Source organism: Streptomyces sp. TRM64462, from assembly GCF_013362995.1.
Classification (GTDB): domain Bacteria; phylum Actinomycetota; class Actinomycetes; order Streptomycetales; family Streptomycetaceae; genus Streptomyces.
The window spans coordinates 30,404-48,509 of record NZ_JABWDV010000257.1; the positions used below are offsets into that span (position 1 = coordinate 30,404).

General features: G+C 71.3%; 17 protein-coding genes, 1 pseudogene and 1 riboswitch. Of the genes and pseudogenes, 15 read left to right on the forward strand and 3 right to left on the reverse strand.

All coding sequences use genetic code 11. The features are described from left to right. The first annotated feature begins 5 nt into the window (after positions 1-5). The 6 genes from HTZ82_RS12035 to HTZ82_RS12060 all read left to right on the forward strand — a co-directional run bounded on the left by HTZ82_RS12035 (position 6) and on the right by HTZ82_RS12060 (position 5,377). Positions 6-314, forward strand: a complete 309-nt coding sequence (locus tag HTZ82_RS12035) for a DUF2469 domain-containing protein (protein WP_071264879.1) — start codon at positions 6-8, stop codon at positions 312-314. Between the two features lie 104 nt (positions 315-418). After that, on the forward strand, positions 419-793 hold the full coding sequence (locus HTZ82_RS12040; RefSeq protein WP_175409340.1) for a YraN family protein: 375 nt from the start codon (positions 419-421) through the stop codon (positions 791-793). After that, positions 793-2,403: a YifB family Mg chelatase-like AAA ATPase gene (locus tag HTZ82_RS12045; protein WP_175409341.1), complete on the forward strand. Its 1,611-nt coding sequence runs from the start codon at positions 793-795 to the stop codon at positions 2,401-2,403. Before HTZ82_RS12040 ends, HTZ82_RS12045 begins: the two co-directional genes overlap by 1 nt. Positions 2,404-2,482: 79 nt before the next feature. Beyond that, on the forward strand, positions 2,483-3,646 hold the full coding sequence (dprA, locus tag HTZ82_RS12050; RefSeq protein ID WP_175409342.1) for a DNA-processing protein DprA: 1,164 nt from the start codon (positions 2,483-2,485) through the stop codon (positions 3,644-3,646). A gap of 256 nt (positions 3,647-3,902) precedes the next feature. Continuing rightward, complete coding sequence (gene whiG / locus HTZ82_RS12055; protein ID WP_175409343.1) at positions 3,903-4,733, forward strand: RNA polymerase sigma factor WhiG; 831 nt, start codon at positions 3,903-3,905, stop codon at positions 4,731-4,733. A gap of 74 nt (positions 4,734-4,807) precedes the next feature. Beyond that, positions 4,808-5,377, forward strand: coding sequence for a TetR family transcriptional regulator (locus HTZ82_RS12060; protein WP_175409344.1), 570 nt, complete (start codon positions 4,808-4,810; stop codon positions 5,375-5,377). Here the strand turns inward: HTZ82_RS12060 and HTZ82_RS12065 are convergent. Further along, the gene (locus HTZ82_RS12065) at positions 5,371-5,982 is read right to left on the reverse strand and encodes a peptidoglycan DD-metalloendopeptidase family protein (protein WP_175409345.1); all 612 of its coding nucleotides are present in this window, start codon (positions 5,980-5,982) and stop codon (positions 5,371-5,373) included. The genes HTZ82_RS12060 and HTZ82_RS12065 overlap by 7 nt on opposite strands. Before the next feature lie 212 nt (positions 5,983-6,194). Between HTZ82_RS12065 and rpsB the strand changes: the two genes are divergently transcribed. The 9 genes from rpsB to HTZ82_RS12110 all read left to right on the forward strand — a co-directional run bounded on the left by rpsB (position 6,195) and on the right by HTZ82_RS12110 (position 16,047). Then, the gene (rpsB, locus tag HTZ82_RS12070) at positions 6,195-7,091 is read left to right on the forward strand and encodes a 30S ribosomal protein S2 (RefSeq protein WP_175409346.1); all 897 of its coding nucleotides are present in this window, start codon (positions 6,195-6,197) and stop codon (positions 7,089-7,091) included. A gap of 144 nt (positions 7,092-7,235) precedes the next feature. After that, a complete protein-coding gene (tsf, locus tag HTZ82_RS12075) occupies positions 7,236-8,072 on the forward strand; it encodes a translation elongation factor Ts (protein ID WP_175409347.1) in 837 nt (278 codons plus the stop codon). A gap of 154 nt (positions 8,073-8,226) precedes the next feature. Continuing rightward, positions 8,227-8,991, forward strand: a complete 765-nt coding sequence (gene pyrH / locus HTZ82_RS12080; protein WP_175409348.1) for a UMP kinase — start codon at positions 8,227-8,229, stop codon at positions 8,989-8,991. 139 nt (positions 8,992-9,130) lie between these two features. Further along, positions 9,131-9,688 carry a ribosome recycling factor gene (gene frr / locus HTZ82_RS12085; RefSeq protein WP_175409349.1) on the forward strand — a complete coding sequence of 186 codons (558 nt, stop codon included), beginning with the start codon at positions 9,131-9,133 and terminating at the stop codon, positions 9,686-9,688. Continuing rightward, complete coding sequence (locus HTZ82_RS12090) at positions 9,688-10,809, forward strand: phosphatidate cytidylyltransferase (RefSeq protein WP_175409350.1); 1,122 nt, start codon at positions 9,688-9,690, stop codon at positions 10,807-10,809. Before frr ends, HTZ82_RS12090 begins: the two co-directional genes overlap by 1 nt. 110 nt (positions 10,810-10,919) lie before the next feature. After that, positions 10,920-12,026, forward strand: a complete 1,107-nt coding sequence (gene rlmN, locus HTZ82_RS12095; protein WP_175409351.1) for a 23S rRNA (adenine(2503)-C(2))-methyltransferase RlmN — start codon at positions 10,920-10,922, stop codon at positions 12,024-12,026. A gap of 43 nt (positions 12,027-12,069) precedes the next feature. After that, positions 12,070-12,179, forward strand: a riboswitch (TPP riboswitch). Between the two features lie 78 nt (positions 12,180-12,257). After that, positions 12,258-13,349, forward strand: a complete 1,092-nt coding sequence (locus tag HTZ82_RS12100) for a thiamine ABC transporter substrate binding subunit (protein WP_175409352.1) — start codon at positions 12,258-12,260, stop codon at positions 13,347-13,349. Continuing rightward, positions 13,325-15,019, forward strand: a complete 1,695-nt coding sequence (locus HTZ82_RS12105; protein WP_375540804.1) for an ABC transporter permease — start codon at positions 13,325-13,327, stop codon at positions 15,017-15,019. The genes HTZ82_RS12100 and HTZ82_RS12105 overlap by 25 nt, the downstream gene beginning before the upstream one ends. A 2-nt stretch (positions 15,020-15,021) precedes the next feature. Beyond that, positions 15,022-16,047 (forward strand): ABC transporter ATP-binding protein, encoded by a 1,026-nt coding sequence (locus tag HTZ82_RS12110; protein ID WP_175409354.1) that lies wholly within the window; start codon positions 15,022-15,024, stop codon positions 16,045-16,047. A gap of 43 nt (positions 16,048-16,090) precedes the next feature. Here HTZ82_RS12110 and HTZ82_RS12115 read toward each other — a convergent pair whose 3' ends face one another. Beyond that, a complete protein-coding gene (locus HTZ82_RS12115; protein WP_175409355.1) occupies positions 16,091-17,221 on the reverse strand; it encodes an LOG family protein in 1,131 nt (376 codons plus the stop codon). 34 nt (positions 17,222-17,255) lie between these two features. Continuing rightward, positions 17,256-18,106, reverse strand: a pseudogene (locus HTZ82_RS12120) (hypothetical protein); the annotation flags it as partial.

An 18,106-nucleotide genomic window follows, 5' to 3' on the forward strand; every position in this document is an offset into this window, starting at 1 on the left:
ATGCCATGAGCGCCGAGGACCTCGAAAAGTACGAGACCGAGATGGAGCTGAAGCTCTACCGGGAGTACCGCGACGTCGTCGGGCTGTTCAAGTACGTCATCGAGACCGAGCGTCGCTTCTACCTGACGAACGACTACGAGATGCAGGTGCACTCCGTGCACGGCGAAGTCTTCTTCGAGGTGTCGATGGCGGACGCCTGGGTCTGGGACATGTACCGGCCGGCCCGCTTCGTGAAAAAGGTCCGCGTCCTCACCTTCAAGGACGTGAACATCGAGGAGCTCAACAAGACCGACCTCGAACTGCCCGGCAGCTGATCCACCCGTGCGGGTGGCCAGGTTTTCCACAACGGACGACTTGTCCACCAAGATCCACAACTGAGTGACCGAGGCGTCACAGTCGGTACCGGAGGTGGTGCCGCATGAACGCGACCGGGGCACTCGGACAGTACGGAGAAAGGCTGGCAGCACGCCGGCTCGGCGAGGCGGGCATGGCCGTCCTCGCCAGGAACTGGCGCTGCGGACGCGGCGGCGAGATCGACATCGTCGCCCAGGACGGCGACGCCGTCGTCGTCTGCGAGGTCAAAACCCGCAGGACACACGGAGGGCGCGGCGACTTCCAGCACCCGCTCGCCGCCGTCACCCCCGACAAGGCGGCCCGGCTCAGGCGGCTCGCCGAATGCTGGCTCGAACGGCACGGCGGACCACCACCCGGCGGCGTCCGCATCGACCTCGTCGGCGTGCTGCTGCCCCGCCGCGGCGCCCCCGTCGTCGAACACGTACGGGGGGTGGCCTGATGGGATTCGCCCGCACCTGCTCCGTCGCCCTCGTCGGTGTCGACGGCGTGGTCGTCGAGGTCCAGGCCGACCTCGAACCCGGCGTCGCCGCGTTCACCCTCGTCGGCCTCCCCGACAAGAGCCTCTCCGAAAGCCGCGAACGCGTACGCGCCGCCGTCGTCAACTCCGGCGCCGAATGGCCGCAGAAGAAGCTCACCGTCGGACTCAGCCCCGCATCCGTACCCAAAGCCGGATCCAGCTTCGACCTCGCCGTCGCCGTGGCCGTACTCGCCGCCGCCGAAGCCATCGACCCACGCACCATCGCCGACCTCGTCCTCATCGGAGAACTGGGACTCGACGGCCGCGTCCGGCCCGTACGCGGAGTGCTCCCCGCCGTCCTCGCCGCCGCCGAAGCCGGCTACGACCAGGTCGTCGTGCCCGAACAGACCGCAGGCGAAGCCTCACTCGTACCCGGCGTCTCCGTCCTCGGCGTCCGCAGCCTGCGCCAACTCATCGCCGTACTCACCGACGGTCCCGTACCCGAGGAAGAACCCGCCGACGACGGCAGGCCCGACGCCATACTGGCCGGACTCCTCGTACCCGGCGCCGGAGTCGGCACCGGACTCGCACCCGACCCCGCCGACGGACCCGATCTCGCCGACGTCGCCGGCCAGCGCGCCGCACGCCTCGCCATCGAAGTCGCCGCAGCCGGCGGCCACCACCTGCTCCTCTCCGGACCACCCGGCGCCGGCAAGACCATGCTGGCCGAACGCCTCCCCGGCGTCCTGCCGCCCCTCACCCGCCGCGAATCCCTCGAAGTCACCGCGGTCCACTCCGTGGCCGGCATCCTCCCACCCGGAAAGCCCCTCGTCAGCAGGCCGCCCTACTGCGCACCCCACCACTCCGCCACCATGCAGTCCCTCGTCGGCGGCGGAAACGGACTGCCACGCCCCGGCGCCGTCTCCCTCGCCCACCGCGGCATCCTCTTTTTAGACGAAGCACCCGAATTCTCCGGAAAGGCCCTCGACGCTCTCCGTCAGCCCCTGGAATCCGGACATGTCGTCGTGGCCCGCGCCGCAGGCGTCGTACGGCTCCCCGCACGCTTCCTCATGGTGCTCGCCGCCAACCCCTGCCCCTGCGGCCGCCACACCCTCCACGGCGACGGCTGCGACTGCCCCTCATCCGTGATCCGCCGCTACCAGGCCCGGCTCTCCGGACCCCTCCTCGACCGCGTCGACCTACGTGTCGAAGTCGAACCCGTCAGCCGCGCCGACCTCCTCAGCGGCAGCACCGGCGAAACCAGCGCCGCCGTCGCCGCCCGCGTCCACACGGCCCGCGAACGCGCCGCAGCGCGCCTCGACGGCACGCCCTGGCACCTCAACGCCGAAGTGCCGGGCCACGAACTGCGCACCCGCTGGCACCCCGCACCCGGCGCCCTCTCCGCCGCCGAACGCGACATCGAACGCGGCCTCCTCACCGCCCGCGGCCTCGACCGCGTCCTCCGCGTCGCCTGGACCCTCGCCGACCTCGCCGGCCGAGACCGCCCCGAGACCCGCGACATCCAACTCGCCCTCGAACTCCGCACCGGCATCGCCCGCGGCGTCCCCATCAGCGCCGGAGGCCCCCCGTGACCCGCGCACACCCCCGTACGCCACACCCCCGCGCACCACACCGTCGGCCCCGTCGGCACGGCCCAGGGGAGAGCCGCCCATGAACCCCACCCACGAGGAACGCCTCGCCCGCGCCGCCCTCTGCCGCGTCATCGAACCCGGCGACGAACACGGCGGACGCTGGCTCCGAGAACTCGGCGCCGTCGAACTCCTGCGGCGCCTCACCGCCGACCCGTACCGGCCCGGCTCCCTCACCGGCGCCGGCGAACGGCGCATCCGCGGCCTCCTCACCCGCGTCACCCGGACACGACCCCACCAGGACCTCACCGCCATCGACGCCATCGGCGGACGGTTCATCGTCCCCGGCGACCAGGAATGGCCCACCCAACTCGACGACCTCGGCGACGCCCGCCCCCTCGGCCTCTGGGTACGCGGACGGCCCGACCTGCGCCACTGGGCCCTGCGGTCCGTCGCCGTCGTCGGCGCCCGGGCCTGCACCGCCTACGGGGCCCACATGGCCGCAGCCCTCGGCGCCGGCCTCGCCGAAAAAGGCTGGGTCGTCGTCTCCGGCGCCGCATTCGGCGTCGACGCGGCCGCACACCGCGGCGCCCTCGGCGCGAACGGCGCCACCATCGCCGTCCTCGCCTGCGGCGTCGACGTCGCCTACCCGCGCGGCCACGCCGCCCTCATCCGACGTATCGCGGAACAAGGCCTGATCATCGGCGAACTGCCACCCGGCGACCACCCCACACCCGGCCGCTTCATCCTCCGCAACCGCGTCATCGCCGCCCTCACCAGAGGCACCGTCGTCGTCGAAGCAGCCCACCGCAGCGGAGCCCTGTCCACCGCACGCGACGCCCAGCAGCTCGGCCGCCACACCATGGGCGTCCCCGGCCCCGCCACCAGCGGCCTCTCCGCAGGAGTCCACGAACTGCTGCGCGGCGACGCCACCCTCGTCACCGACGCCGCCGAAGTCACCGAACTCGTCGGAGCCATCGGCGAACTCGCCCCCGCCCGACGCGGCCCCGTCCTGCCCCGCGACCTCCTCGACCCCCTCACCGCACAGGTACTCGAAGCCCTCCCCCCACCCGGCCGCACCACGACCGTCCCCGACGTGGCGACAACCGCTGGGACCAGCGTTGACGACGCACTCGTCAGGCTGTACGAACTCCACTCCCTCGGACACGTCGAACGACAGGGCGACGGATGGCGCCTCACCCCCACCGCCGCCCGCCACCCGAACGCCCGGCGAGGCGGTACTTGACCTGGAGCATTCGGGTGAAAAGGTGATCCCGATGACCCTCCGAAGTCCCCCCACAGGCGCCGGAGCAGCCGACCGGCGCACCGCCGGCGCCATTCGAAGATGCGGCCGACGGTACGCCCCCGCCAACGGGCGATACCCCCACCTTCGCTCACCGCAACGGCCCAGTCACGCTACGCTCACCGCAACCACCCCCCTTCCAGTACAGCCCCTTCACCCGTCCCCCCGCACACCACGGCAGAACGGCTCAAGGCGACGTATGCCCCAGCACACCTCCGGGTCCGATAGGGCAGCGGCTCCCCCCGCTGCCCGGAGCAGCGTGCGGCCACCCGCTCCCTCGTCGCTCGACGAGCTGTGGCGGTCGTACAAGGACACGGGCGACGAGCGGCTGCGGGAACAGCTGATCCTGCACTACTCGCCCCTCGTGAAATACGTCGCGGGCCGGGTCAGCGTCGGCCTGCCCTCGAACGTCGAGCAGGCCGACTTCGTCTCCTCCGGAGTCTTCGGGCTCATCGACGCGATCGAGAAGTTCGACATCGACCGCTCGATCAAATTCGAGACGTACGCGATCACCCGGATCCGCGGCGCCATGATCGACGAACTCCGTGCCCTGGACTGGATCCCCCGTTCCGTACGCCAGAAGGCCAGAGCCGTCGAACGCGCCTACGCCACCCTCGAAGCCCAACTGCGGCGCACCCCCAGCGAAACCGAGGTCGCCGCCGAAATGGGCATCCCCGTCGAGGAACTCCACGGCGTCTTCAGCCAGTTGTCCCTCGCCAACGTCGTCGCCCTGGAAGAACTCCTGCACGTCGGCGGCGAGAACGGCGACCGGCTCATGGACACCCTCGAGGACACCGCCGCCGACGACCCCGTCGAGGTCGCCGAGGGCCGCGAACTGCGCCGGCTGCTCGCCAGGGCCATCAACACCCTCCCCGACCGCGAGAAGACCGTCGTCACCCTCTACTACTACGAGGGCCTCACCCTCGCCGAGATCGGCAACGTCCTCGGCGTCACCGAGAGCCGCGTCAGCCAGATCCACACCAAGTCCGTCCTCCAGCTCCGAGCCAAGCTCGCCGACGTGGGCCGCTGAAACCACCACAACCCGCCCCGGCGTCGAACGGACGCCCGTAAAGTGGTGCCGTGCCGAGGATTCGAGCGGCCTCCGTGGCCGAGCACCGAACCATGCAGCGCGCCGCCCTGCTGGACGCCGCGCGCAGCCTGCTGTCCGAAGGCGGGACGGAAGCGCTGACCTTCCCCGCCCTCGCCGAGCGCACCGGCCTGGCCCGGTCGTCGGTCTACGAGTACTTCCGCTCCCGCGCCGCGGTCGTCGAAGAACTCTGCGCCGTCGACTTCCCGGTCTGGGCCGCCGAGGTCGAGGCCGCGATGGAAAGGGCCGCCAGTCCTGCGGCGAAGGTCGAGGCGTACATCCGCCGCCAGCTTGAGCTCGTCGGCGACCGCCGCCACCGCGCCGTCGTCGCCATCTCCGCCGGCGAACTCGACGACGGCGCCCGCGAGAAGATCCGCGCCGCACACGGTGGCCTCATCGCCATGATCGTCGAAGCCCTGGCCGACCTCGGCCAGAAGGAGCCCAGGCTGGCCGCCATGCTGCTCCAGGGCGCCGTCGACGCGGCCGTCCGCCGCATCGAACTGGGCGCCGCCGAAGACCCGACGGCGATCGCCGACACAGCGGTGGCCCTGGCCCTCCACGGCCTCCACACCGCTCCTGATCAGTGAGCAGGAGTAAGCCCTGCACTCATGCGCGGTGTCACCGGTAGGAGCCGGGAAGGAGGGCGGCGTAGAAGGGCTGGGGGGAGGAGCGACAAGGGGTTCAGGTAGGTGGTGCCCCGGCGCAGGCCCCAGTGGAGGCAGGTGGCTGCGCAGTGGGAGGCCGAGGCCGGGGCCGGTGACGTGGTGGCGACGATGTGGCCTGCTCTGACTGCGGTGCCGTTCGGTGCTGTCGGATTCACCGGCTCGTACGTGGTCCGGAGCGGTGGTGTCCCCGGTGGGGACGGGTGCGTGATCGTCAGGACGCCGCGGCCGGCCACGGACCCCGCGAAGGTGATCACGCCGTCGGCTGCCGCGCGGACCGGGGTGCCCGGCCGGGCCGCCAGGTCGACGCCGCGGTGGCCGGGACCGTACGGGGTCGCCGGGGGGTTCCAGGGGCGCACGATCACCGGGCGGGGCGGGCCCAGGGGCCAGACCGCCGTGCCCTGCCACGTCCCGTGCGCGTGCGGCGTGGCGTGAGTGACCGTGGCGAGCAGTGCTGCCGTCACCAGCAGGAGGATGGTTCCGTTCATGTCCCGTAGCGTTCCGAAAACAGGCATGGCCGCGGGGATCATGGTCCGAATCTGTGGACGACGAGCCGGTTGTGGACAGCGCCGTCACCTGCTGGTCTCCAGGTCCCGTACACTTCTTCTGGCGACTCGGGTCACCGGGTCGACTTCGCACGCCCCGCCACCGCCCTAGCCGGCGTGGCAGCGCTCATCGGTCCTTCGTGGCGCAGCGCGCAGGGGCGTCAGGAAACAACCGAGAAAAACAAGGAGATACGGCCATGGCCGTCGTCACGATGCGGGAGCTGCTGGAGAGCGGCGTCCACTTCGGTCACCAGACCCGTCGTTGGAACCCGAAGATGAAGCGCTTCATCTTCACGGAGCGCAACGGCATCTACATCATCGACCTGCTCCAGTCGCTGTCGTACATCGACCGCGCCTACGAGTTCGTCAAGGAGACCGTCGCGCACGGCGGCTCCATCATGTTCGTCGGCACCAAGAAGCAGGCGCAGGAGGCGATCGCCGAGCAGGCGACCCGCGTCGGCATGCCGTACGTCAACCAGCGCTGGCTGGGCGGCATGCTCACCAACTTCTCCACCGTCTACAAGCGCCTTCAGCGTCTGAAGGAGCTTGAGGCGATCGACTTCGAGGACGTGGCCGCCTCCGGCCTCACCAAGAAGGAGCTCCTGGTCCTCTCGCGTGAGAAGGCCAAGCTGGAGAAGACCCTCGGCGGTATCCGCGACATGCAGAAGGTGCCGAGCGCCGTCTGGATCGTGGACACCAAGAAGGAGCACATCGCCGTCGGCGAGGCGCGCAAGCTCAACATCCCGGTCGTCGCGATCCTCGACACCAACTGCGACCCCGACGAGGTCGACTACAAGATCCCGGGCAACGACGACGCGATCCGCTCCGTCACCCTGCTCACCCGCGTGATCGCCGACGCCGTCGCCGAGGGCCTCATCGCCCGTTCCGGCGTCGCGACCGGTGACGTGAAGCCGGGCGAGAAGGCCGCCGGCGAGCCGCTCGCCGAGTGGGAGCGCGACCTGCTCGAGGGTGAGAAGAAGGCCGACGAGGCTGCCGAGAAGCCGGCCGAGGCTCCGGCCGCCGAGGCCCCGGCTGCGGAGGCCCCCGCCGCCGAGGCTCCGGCCGCCCCGGCCGCCGAGGCCGAGCAGGCCTGACCAGCGGTCCAGACCACCAGGCCAGGGGTTACGCGCCCCGCCTGACCGGTCCGGTCGTCGACGGCGGGGGCCACAAGCCCCCGCCGTCCACCCACAGATCCTGGTAGATCTTCCAGACTTCGCTTCGAGAGAGATTCACAGATCATGGCGAACTACACCGCCGCTGACGTCAAGAAGCTCCGCGAGCTCACCGGCGCCGGCATGATGGACTGCAAGAAGGCGCTGGACGAGTCCGACGGCAACGTCGACAAGGCCGTCGAGGCCCTGCGCATCAAGGGCCAGAAGGGCGTCGCCAAGCGCGAGGGCCGCTCCGCCGAGAACGGTGCCGTCGTCTCCCTGATCGCCGACGACAACACCTCCGGTGTCATCGTCGAGCTGAAGTGCGAGACGGACTTCGTCGCCAAGGGCGAGAAGTTCCAGTCCGTCGCCAACAAGCTCGCCGCCCACGTCGCCGCCACCAGCCCGGCCGACATCGAGGCGCTGCTCGCCTCCGAGATCGAGCCCGGCAAGACCGTCCAGGCGTTCGTGGACGAGGCCAACGCGAACCTGGGCGAGAAGATCGTCCTGGACCGCTTCGCGCAGTTCACCGGCGGCTACGTCACCGCCTACATGCACCGCACCATGCCCGACCTGCCCCCGCAGATCGGTGTTCTCGTCGAGCTCGACAAGGAGAACGCCGAGATCGCGAAGGGCGTCGCGCAGCACATCGCCGCGTTCGCCCCGAAGTACCTCTCCAAGGACGAGGTCCCGGCCGAGGTCGTCGAGGCCGAGCGTCGCGTCGCCGAGGAGACCACCCGCGCCGAGGGCAAGCCCGAGGCCGCCCTGCCGAAGATCGTCGAGGGTCGCCTCAACGGCTTCTTCAAGGACGCCACGCTGCTCGGCCAGCCGTACGCGCTGGACAACAAGAAGTCCGTCCAGAAGGTCCTGGACGAGGCCGGTGTCACCCTGAAGCGCTTCGCGCGCATCAAGGTCGGCATCTGAGTCCGTACACGACGGACACCGGACCCCGATAGGGTCGAAGCAGTCGTCCGCGTTCGCGCCGGACGACCGCAGATCTGACGAGGAGGCCATTGCCGCAAGGGACACCAGCACCCCCGGCAATGGCCTTCTTCGTATGTGCACGAGGAGATCTCCAATGAACCAGGGCGCCGCACAGAGCGACGACATCACCGGTAAAAAGGCCGGCCGCTTCCTGCTGAAGCTGTCCGGCGAGGCGTTCGCCGGCGGCGGCGGTCTCGGCGTCGACCCCGACGTCGTACACGCCATCGCCCGCGAGATCGCCGCGGTCGTCCGCGACGGCGCGCAGATCGCGGTCGTGATCGGCGGCGGCAACTTCTTCCGCGGTGCCGAGCTCCAGCAGCGCGGCATGGACCGGGCACGCTCGGACTACATGGGCATGCTCGGTACGGTCATGAACTGCCTCGCTCTCCAGGACTTCCTGGAGAAGGAGGGCATCCAGTCCCGCGTCCAGACCGCCATCACCATGGGCCAGGTCGCGGAGCCGTACATTCCGCTGCGCGCCGTACGGCACCTGGAGAAGGGCCGCGTCGTCATCTTCGGCGCCGGTATGGGCATGCCGTACTTCTCCACCGACACCACCGCGGCCCAGCGCGCCCTGGAGATCGACGCGGAGGCTCTCCTCCTGGGCAAGAACGGGGTCGACGGGATCTACGACTCCGACCCCAAGACCAACCCGGACGCGGTCAAGTTCGACGCTCTCGGGTACGGCGAGGTGATCACCCGCGACCTCAAGGTCGCCGACGCCACCGCCATCACGCTCTGCCGGGACAACAAGCTGCCGATCCTCGTCTTCGAACTGCTCGCGGAGGGCAATATCGCGCGCGCGGTGAAGGGTGAGAAGATCGGCACGCTCGTCAGCGACCAGGGCACCCGGCACTGACCTCCGGGACCTCCGGGTCGCCCCGTCCGGGGATGGACAAAGCCCTGCCGGTCGGACACCGTGCAGGGGAGAAGACGCGACGCAGGTTCCGCGGCCGTGGAGCACGCCGGGACAAACCCAAGACACGCAGGAGCAAGTGGTGATCGAAGAGACCCTCCTCGAGGCAGAGGAGAAGATGGAGAAGGCCGTCCTGGTCGCCAAGGAGGACTTCGCCGCGATCCGCACCGGGCGTGCGCACCCGGCCATGTTCAACAAGATCGTGGCCGACTACTACGGTGCCCTCACGCCGATCAACCAGCTGGCCTCCTTCTCGGTGCCGGAGCCGCGTATGGCCGTGGTGACGCCGTTCGACAAGACCGCCCTGCGCAACATCGAGCAGGCGATCCGCGACTCGGACCTCGGCGTCAACCCGACGAACGACGGCAACATCATCCGGGTGGTCTTCCCCGAGCTCACCGAGGAGCGCCGCCGGGAGTACATCAAGGTCGCCAAGGGCAAGGGCGAGGACGCGAAGATCTCGATCCGCTCCGTCCGCCGCAAGGCCAAGGAGTCCATCGACAAGTTCGTCAAGGACGGCGAGGTCGGCGAGGACGAGGGCCGCCGCGCGGAGAAGGAGCTCGACGACACCACCGCGAAGTACGTCGCGCAGGTGGACGAGCTGCTCAAGCACAAGGAAGCCGAGCTGCTCGAGGTCTGATGAACGACGCTTCCTCGGGGGCTCCGCCACGAGGCGGTTACTGGGGTCCGCCCGACCAGGGGCTCGCTCCGGCTGCCCCGGCGGGTCCCGCACATGATGAGCAGGTGGCCCAGCAGACTCGGCCCATGCCCATCGTGCCCGACGTCCCCGCAGGTGGGGACCTGGACGACCATGACCGGGGGGCCGCTCGGCTGAGCGGTCCCCTGTTCCGTGATGAGATGCCGCAGGAGCCCATGCCCTCGGAACCACCGGAGCCCTCCGCGCCGCAGCCTCGTTCGCAGCGGAAGCAGCAGAGGCAGAAGAAGCAGGCCGGCCGGGATCTGCGGGCCGCCATAGGAGTCGGCGTCGGCCTGGGCGCCGTCATCGTGGCGTCGCTGTTCGTCGTCAAGGCCGTGTTCGTCGGCGTGATAGCGGTCGCCGTCGTCGTCGGTCTGTGGGAGCTGACCTCGCGGCTCCAGGAGCGCAAGGGCATCAAGGCGCCGCTCGTACCGCTCGCGGTGGGTGGCGCCGCGATGGTCGTCGCCGGGTATGTGCGCGGCGCCGAGGGCGCCTGGGTGGCCATGGCGCTGACCGCGCTGGCGGTGCTGGTGTGGCGGATGACGGAACCGCCCGATGGCTACCTCAAGGACGTCACGGCCGGTGTGTTCGCCGCGTTCTACGTGCCGTTCCTGGCGACGTTCGTGGCGCTGATGCTGGCCGCCGAACCCGACGGGCCGCAGCGCGTGCTGACGTTCCTGGTGCTGACCATCGTCAGCGACACGGGCGCGTACGCGGTGGGATGGCGGTTCGGCAAGCACAAGCTGGCGCCCCGGATCAGCCCCGGCAAGACCCGTGAGGGGCTGCTCGGTGCGGTGGCGTTCGCGATGGGCGCGGGCGCGCTGTGCATGCAGTTCCTCATCGACGGCGGCAGCTGGTGGCAGGGGCTCCTGCTGGGCCTCGCCGTCGCGGTCAGCGCCACGCTGGGCGACCTCGGCGAGTCGATGATCAAGCGGGACCTCGGCATCAAGGACATGGGCACCCTCCTCCCCGGGCACGGCGGCATCATGGACCGGCTGGACTCGCTGCTGCCCACGGCTCCGGTGGTGTGGCTGCTGCTGGTGCTGTTCGTCGGGGCGGGATGAACCGGATCAGCATCGGATCAGCCCGGCTGACCTGCTGTTTCGCATGTGAGGGGCTCGTTGTCCACAGGGCGGCGGGCCCTTCGTCATATCTCTGCGACACTGGTATCACCATGCCCAAGCCCGGAGAACTCACTTTCGTCGCCCCGCGCGGAGCCAAGAAGCCGCCGCGGCACCTCGCCGACCTCACGCCCGCCGAGCGCAAGGAGGCCGTCGCCGCGATCGGCGAGAAGCCGTTCCGCGCCAAGCAGCTGTCCCAGCACTACTTCGCGCGGTACGCCCACGACCCCGCGCAGTGGACGGACATTCCCGCCGCGTCCCGCGAGAAGCTCGCCGGTGAACTGCTGCCGGAGCTGATGAGCGTCGTACGGCACATCTCGTGCGACGACGACACCACCCGCAAGACGCTGTGGCGGCTGCACGACGGCACGCTCGTCGAGTCGGTGCTGATGCGGTACCCCGACCGCGTCACCATGTGCATCTCGTCCCAGGCCGGCTGCGGCATGAACTGCCCGTTCTGCGCCACGGGACAGGCAGGGCTCGACCGGAACCTGTCGACCGCCGAGATCGTCCACCAGATCGTCGACGGCATGCGGGCGCTGCGCGACGGCGAGGTGCCCGGAGGGCCCGCGCGGCTGTCGAACATCGTGTTCATGGGCATGGGCGAGCCGCTCGCCAACTACAACCGGGTCGTCGGCGCCATCCGCCGCCTCACCGACCCCGAGCCGGACGGTCTCGGTCTGTCGCAGCGCGGCATCACGGTGTCCACGGTCGGGCTCGTCCCGGCGATGCTGCGGTTCGCCGACGAGGGCTTCAAATGCCGGCTCGCGGTGTCCCTGCACGCCCCGGACGACGAGCTGCGCGACACGCTCGTGCCCGTCAACACGCGCTGGAAGGTCCGCGAGGTCCTCGACGCCGCGTGGGAGTACGCCGAGAAGTCCGGGCGCCGTGTCTCCATCGAGTACGCGCTGATCCGCGACATCAACGACCAGGCGTGGCGCGGCGATCTCCTCGGCCGGCTCCTCAAGGGCAAGAGGGTGCACGTCAACCTCATCCCGCTCAACCCGACGCCCGGCTCGAAGTGGACGGCGTCCCGGCCCGAGGACGAGAAGGCGTTCGTCGAGGCCATCGCCGCGCACGGCGTCCCGGTCACCGTCCGCGACACGCGCGGTCAGGAGATCGACGGGGCCTGCGGTCAGCTCGCCGCCGCCGAGCGCTGACCGGAAATCGCCCCGTTGTAGTCTGAGCTCGAACAACATCTGGATATTCCGACAGGGGAGCGCCACAGCGCTGAGAGTGCGGTGCCGTCAGACCGCAGACCCTCTGAACCTCGCCCAGGTCATTCTGGGTAGGGAGTTCGGTCGTTACTCGAGCTGTTGCGCCCTGCCCACCCCTCTTCACGAGCGGTGGGCGGGGCCGCGTCTCTTCCTGGTCACACCCAGGAGGAATCAGTGAGCACCACCAAGAAGACCGCCGTCGGCGTCGTCGCCGCCGTGCTGGGCCTGACGACGCTCACCGCGTGCGGTGACGACTCCGGCGGCAAGAAGGCCGACGGCGCGGCGTCCAAGACCGTCACGCTCGTCAGCCACGACTCCTTCGTCGCCTCCGACGCCGTCCTGAAGGAGTTCACACGGCAGACCGGCTACACCGTGAAGGTCCTCAAGAGCGGCGACGCCGGCGAAGCCGTCAACAAGGCCGTCCTCACCAAGGGCGCCCCGCAGGGCGACGTCTTCTTCGGCGTCGACAACACGCTGCTGTCCCGCGCCCTCGACAACGACGTGTTCGAGCCGTACGAGGCGAAGGGCCTCGACCGGGTCGACGACGCCGTCCAGCTCGACAAGGACAAGCACCGCGTCACGCCCGTCGACACCGGCGACATCTGCGTCAACTACGACAAGAAGTACTTCGCGGACAAGAAGCTCGCCCCGCCGCAGACGTTCGACGACCTCGCCGAGCCCGCGTACAAGGACCTCCTCGTCGTCGAGAACCCCGAGCGGTCGTCGCCGGGTCTCGGCTTCCTGCTCGGCACTGCCGCCGCGTACGGCGACGACGGCTGGCAGGACTACTGGAAGAAGCTGAAGGCGAACGGCGTCAAGGTCGTCGACAGCTGGGAGATCGCCTACAACCAGGAGTTCTCCGGCTCCGCCGGCGGCAAGCAGGCCAAGGCCGACCGGCCGCTCGTCGTGTCGTACGCCTCCAGCCCGCCCGCCGAGGTCCTCTACAGCGACCCGCAGCCCGCGGAGGCCCCCACCGGCGTGTCCACCGGCACCTGCTTCCGCCAGATCGAGTTCGCGGGCCTACTCAAGGGCGCCGGGAACACCGACGGCGGCAAGGCCCTCATCGACTTCATGATCAGCAAGAAGTTCCAGGAGGACATGCCGCTGAACATGTTCGTGCACCCGGTCGTCGAGGACGCGAAGCTGCCCGAGCTGTTCACGAAGCACGGCGTCGTCGTCGAGAAGCCGCAGACCATGGCTCCCGACAAGATCGCCGAGAACCGTGACCAGTGGATCCAGTCGTGGTCCTCGCTCGTCCTGAAGTAGCCACCCGGACAGCGGCCCGGGTACGAGGCGCCCTCCGCGGCGGTGCCGTGCGCGGCGCGCTCGTCCTCGTGCCCGCCGCCTTCTTCGCCGTCTTCTTCGCGTACCCCGTCGCCGCGATCGTCGGCCGCGGTCTGAAGACGGACGACGGGTGGCAGTTCGGCCGGCTCGGCGAGGTGCTGAGCCGGCCGGACATCCTCGACGTGCTGTGGTTCACCACCTGGCAGGCCCTCGCCTCCACGGCGCTCACCCTCCTGGTGGCGCTGCCCGGCGCGTACGTCATGGCCCGCTTCGACTTCCCCGGCAAACAGCTCCTGCGGGCCGTCGTCACCGTGCCGTTCGTGCTGCCGACCGTCGTCGTCGGCACCGCGTTCCTCGCCCTCGTCGGGCGGGGCGGCCTCCTCGACGAGACGTGGGGCCTGCGCCTCGACACCACCGTGTGGGCGATCCTCCTCGCGCACGTCTTCTTCAACTACGCCGTCGTCGTACGGACCGTCGGCGGCCTGTGGGCGCAGCTCGACCCGCGCCAGGAGGAGGCCGCCCGCGTCCTCGGCGCGTCCCGGTTCACCGCCTGGCGGCGCGTCACGCTGCCCGCGCTCGCGCCCGCGGTCGCCGCGGCCACGCTGATGGTGTTCCTCTTCACGTACACCTCGTTCGGTGTGATCGTGATCCTCGGCGGGCCCGCCTACCGCACCCTGGAGGCGGAGATCTACCGGCAGACCGCGCAGCTCCTCGACCTGCCGACCGCCGCCGTCCTCACGCTGGTGCAGTTCACGGCCGTCGCCGGCATCCTCGCCGTGCACGCGTGGACCGTACGGCGCAGGGAGGCCGCGCTGCGGCTCGTCGACCCGGCGCGCACGGCGCACCGGCCGCGCGGCGCCGGGCAGTGGGCGCTGCTCGGCGGGGTCCTCGCCTCCATCGGGCTGCTGCTGGTGCTGCCCCTCGGCATGCTGGTCGCCCGCTCCCTGGACGAGGCCGGCGGGCTCGGCTACTACCGGGCGCTGCTGTCCGTCGACGCGAGCGGCGGCACGTTCGTCGTCCCGCCCCTGGAAGCCGTCTGGAACTCGCTGCAGTACGCGCTGGCCGCGACCGCCGTCGCCGTCGTCGTCGGCGGGCTCGCCGCGGCCGCGCTCACCCGGAAGGCCGGCCGGTTCGTACGGGGCTTCGACGCGCTGCTGATGCTGCCGCTCGGCGTGTCCGCCGTGACCGTCGGCTTCGGGTTCCTCATCGCGCTGGACGAACCGCCGCTGGACCTGCGCTCGGCGTGGATCCTCGTCCCCCTCGCGCAGGCGCTGGTCGGTGTGCCCTTCGTCGTACGGACCATGCTGCCCGTCCTGCGCGCCGTGGACGAGCGGCTGCGGGAGGCCGCGGCCGTGCTGGGCGCCTCGCCGCTGCGGGCCTGGCGTGAGGTCGACCTGCCGATGGTGCGACGGGCGCTGCTGGTCGCCGCCGGGTTCGCGTTCGCCGTGTCGCTCGGCGAGTTCGGCGCGACCGTGTTCATCGCCCGCGCCGACCACCCGACGCTGCCCGTGGCGGTCGCCCGGCTCCTCGGGCGCCCCGGCGCGCTCAACTACGGCCAGGCGATGGCCCTGTCCACCATCCTGATGGCGGTGTGCGCGGCGGCGCTGCTGCTGCTCGAACGGGTCCGCACGGACCGCACGGGGGAATTCTGACGATGCTGCTCCAACTGGAGGGCCTGACCGTACGGTTCGGCACGCGGGCCGCGCTCGACGGCGTCGACCTGTCGGTCGCCGAGCACGAGATCGTGTGCGTCCTCGGGCCCAGCGGCAGCGGCAAGTCGACGCTGCTGCGGGTCGTCGCGGGGCTCCAGCGGGCCGACGCGGGCCGCGTCCTGCTCGGCGGCGCCGACCAGACGGGCGTGCCCGTGCACCGGCGCGGCGTCGGCCTGATGTTCCAGGACCACCAACTCTTCCCGCAGCGGGACGTCGCCGGGAACGTCGCGTTCGGGCTGCGCATGCGCGGCGTGCACCGGGCCGGGCGGGACGCGCGGGTCGCCGAGCTGCTTGAGCTGGTCGGCCTGCCGGGCGCCGGGCGGCGGCCGGTGGCCGCGCTGTCCGGCGGCGAGCAGCAGCGCGTCGCGCTGGCCAGGGCGCTCGCCCCGAACCCGCGGCTGCTGATGCTGGACGAACCGCTGGGCCAGCTCGACCGGGGGCTGCGGGAGCGGCTGGTCGCGGAGCTGCGCGGACTGTTCGGGCGCCTCGGCACCACGGTCCTGGCGGTCACGCACGACCAGGGCGAGGCGTTCGCGCTGGCCGACCGGGTGGTGGTGATGCGCGACGGGCGGGTCGCCCAGGCGGGCACGCCGCTGGAGGTGTGGCAGCGGCCCGCGTCCGAGTTCGTGGCGCGGTTCCTGGGCTTCGACAACGTGGTCGCCGCGACGGTGAACGGCGAGGCCGCCGATACGCCGTGGGGCAAGGTGCCGGTCCCGCCCGGCACCCCGCAGGGCGCCGCCCGGCTCCTGGTGCGCCCCGCCGGGGTACGGCTCGGCGACCCCGCCGAGGGGCTGCGCTGCACCGTCGAGGCCCGCACCTTCCGCGGCCACCACGTGGCGGTCACGCTGCGCCCCGCCGACGCGGACGCCCCGCACCTGGAGGCCGAGTGCGCCCTGCGCGACGCCCCGGACCAGGGCGCGGCGGTCGGCGTCACCTTCACCCCGGACGAGGTCGTCGTCCTGGGCTGACGCCGACGCCGACGCCGACGCTGACGCTGACGCTCGCCACGACCTACCGGCCGGCCAGGCGCAGCAGTGTCTCGGCCGCTTCGTCCACGGTGTCGACCAGGGCGATGCGGTGTTCCATCGAGCGGCTCTCGGCCAGCGCCCGCAGCAGCGGCCAGGCCGGCAGGTGCTCGGTCCAGTGGGTGCGGTTGACCAGCACCATCGGGGTCGGCTCGCCGCGCGACTCGTAGTAGTTGGGCGTCGCGTTGTCGAAGATCTCCTGGACCGTGCCCGCCGCGCCCGGCAGGTAGACGACACCGGCCGTGCAGCGGGCCAGCAGTCCGTCCTCACGGGTCGCGTTGGCGAAGTACTTGGCGATGTGCCCGGCGAACGCGTTCGGCGGCTCGTGCCCGTAGAACCAGGTGGGAATGCCGATCGAGTCGCCGCCCTCCGGCCAGCGCGACCGCACCTCGAACGCGGCACGCGCCCACGCGCCGATCGACGGGGCGTACGACGGTTCCTTGCCGAGCAGCAGCAGCGCCTCGTCCAGCATCGCGTCGGGGTGCGGCGCGGCGTACGCGCCGAGGTTGGCCGCCTCCATCGCGCCGGGCCCGCCGCCGGTCGCGACGGTCAGCCCCGCCCGGGTCAGCGCCCGTCCGAGGCGTGCGGCTCCCGCGTAGGCGTCGGTGCCGCGCGCCATCGCGTGCCCGCCCATGACGCCGACCACCGGCACCCCGGCCAGCCGTTCGTCCAGCGCGTCCGACATGGCGTCGTCGTGCACCGCCCGCAGCATCGACGCGAAGATGTCGCCGTCCCGGGACGTGCGCTGGAACCACTCGTACGTACGGGCGTCCGGTGTGGAGTCGTAGCCGTGCCGCTCGTCCAGGCCCGCGAACAGTTCGTCAGGTGTGTAGAGCAGGCCCCGGTACGGGTCGAACGGTATGTCCGGTACCGGAGGGAACACCAGCGCGCCGTCGGCCCGCACCTTCGCGGCCGCGTCCGGCGACATGCGGCAGCCGAGGAACACGGCGCCGGTGGTGTCCGCGGAGAGCAGCGCGTACGTACGGTCCGTCAGGTCGACGGACTGGACGCGGTGTCCGACGAGACTGCCGCGTGCGACGGCCTGGTCGAACTTCTCGAGTGTCTCGATCTCACGGTCGTGTCCGTGGCCGTGCCCGTGCCGGTGAAGGTGCGCCATGCGGCCACGATAGCCGCGGTGTTCGAACGCAGGGTCAGGGGCTGAGCGGCATCGCCGCCAGGACGGCCACCGCGCACGTCACAGGGGCGAAGACGGCCAGGAGGGCGACGGCGCGCAGAGCGGCGGCCGAGCGGAGCAGGCCGGCCGGGGCGCCCAGGCGGATCAGGGCGGCGGTGGTGCCGGCGCGGGACTGGCGTGCCTCCAGGGCGGCGCTGAACAGCGTGGCCGCGGCGCAGGTCAGGACCAGGGTCGCGCCGAGCCCGGTGAGCGGTCCGAGGGGGCGCGTGTCCTGCTGCCCGTACAGGGTGGCCGCCGCGATGCCCGCGGACACCACCGCGCACAGCACGCCCAGGGGTCGGCCGATACGGCGGGACTCGTCCATGAGCGCGCGGCCGGCCAGCAGCCGGGTCGCACCCGGCCGGTACGCCTGGACGAGCCGGCCGCACAGGTGGGCCAGGCCGGGCCCCGCGACCGCCAGGCCCAGCGCGGTGAGCGCCCATCCGGCCAGGACGACCGGGTGGGCGCCCGGGAACCCGCCGGGCAGCGGCAGGGGCGCGCCGCTCGTGCCGTACGCCCCGTACACCTCGACCGCCAGGCCCATCGCGAAGAGCGCGACGCCCCACGGCAGCCCGGTGGGCGCGGGCGCCGGGTCGAAGGGGTCGCGGGCGTCACCGAAGCCGAGACCGAAACCGAAACCGGCACCGAAGCCGAGACCGGCACCGAACCCGGCGTCGGCGTCGCGGCCGAGCGCGTCGGAGCCCGGACCGGTGCCGGGTGCGGAGCCGCCGTCGGAGCCGCCGTCGGCGGCGGCAGCGCCCGCGCCGGGTCCCGCGCCGAGTCCCGCGACCGTGACAGGGACCGTGCCCGTGACAGGTACCGTGCCCG

Bases quoted from the DNA above. Each gene is read 5' to 3' on its own strand.
- HTZ82_RS12035 (WP_071264879.1), top strand. From the start codon at position 6: ATGAGCGCCGAGGACCTCGAAAAGTACGAGACCGAGATGGAGCTGAAG.
- HTZ82_RS12040 (WP_175409340.1), top strand. From the start codon at position 419: ATGAACGCGACCGGGGCACTCGGACAGTACGGAGAAAGGCTGGCAGCA.
- HTZ82_RS12045 (WP_175409341.1), top strand. From the start codon at position 793: ATGGGATTCGCCCGCACCTGCTCCGTCGCCCTCGTCGGTGTCGACGGC.
- dprA (WP_175409342.1), top strand. From the start codon at position 2,483: ATGAACCCCACCCACGAGGAACGCCTCGCCCGCGCCGCCCTCTGCCGC.
- whiG (WP_175409343.1), top strand. From the start codon at position 3,903: ATGCCCCAGCACACCTCCGGGTCCGATAGGGCAGCGGCTCCCCCCGCT.
- HTZ82_RS12065 (WP_175409345.1), bottom strand. From the start codon at position 5,982: ATGATCCCCGCGGCCATGCCTGTTTTCGGAACGCTACGGGACATGAAC.
- rpsB (WP_175409346.1), top strand. From the start codon at position 6,195: ATGGCCGTCGTCACGATGCGGGAGCTGCTGGAGAGCGGCGTCCACTTC.
- tsf (WP_175409347.1), top strand. From the start codon at position 7,236: ATGGCGAACTACACCGCCGCTGACGTCAAGAAGCTCCGCGAGCTCACC.
- pyrH (WP_175409348.1), top strand. From the start codon at position 8,227: ATGAACCAGGGCGCCGCACAGAGCGACGACATCACCGGTAAAAAGGCC.
- HTZ82_RS12090 (WP_175409350.1), top strand. From the start codon at position 9,688: ATGAACGACGCTTCCTCGGGGGCTCCGCCACGAGGCGGTTACTGGGGT.
- rlmN (WP_175409351.1), top strand. From the start codon at position 10,920: ATGCCCAAGCCCGGAGAACTCACTTTCGTCGCCCCGCGCGGAGCCAAG.
- HTZ82_RS12110 (WP_175409354.1), top strand. From the start codon at position 15,022: ATGCTGCTCCAACTGGAGGGCCTGACCGTACGGTTCGGCACGCGGGCC.
- HTZ82_RS12115 (WP_175409355.1), bottom strand. From the start codon at position 17,221: ATGGCGCACCTTCACCGGCACGGGCACGGCCACGGACACGACCGTGAG.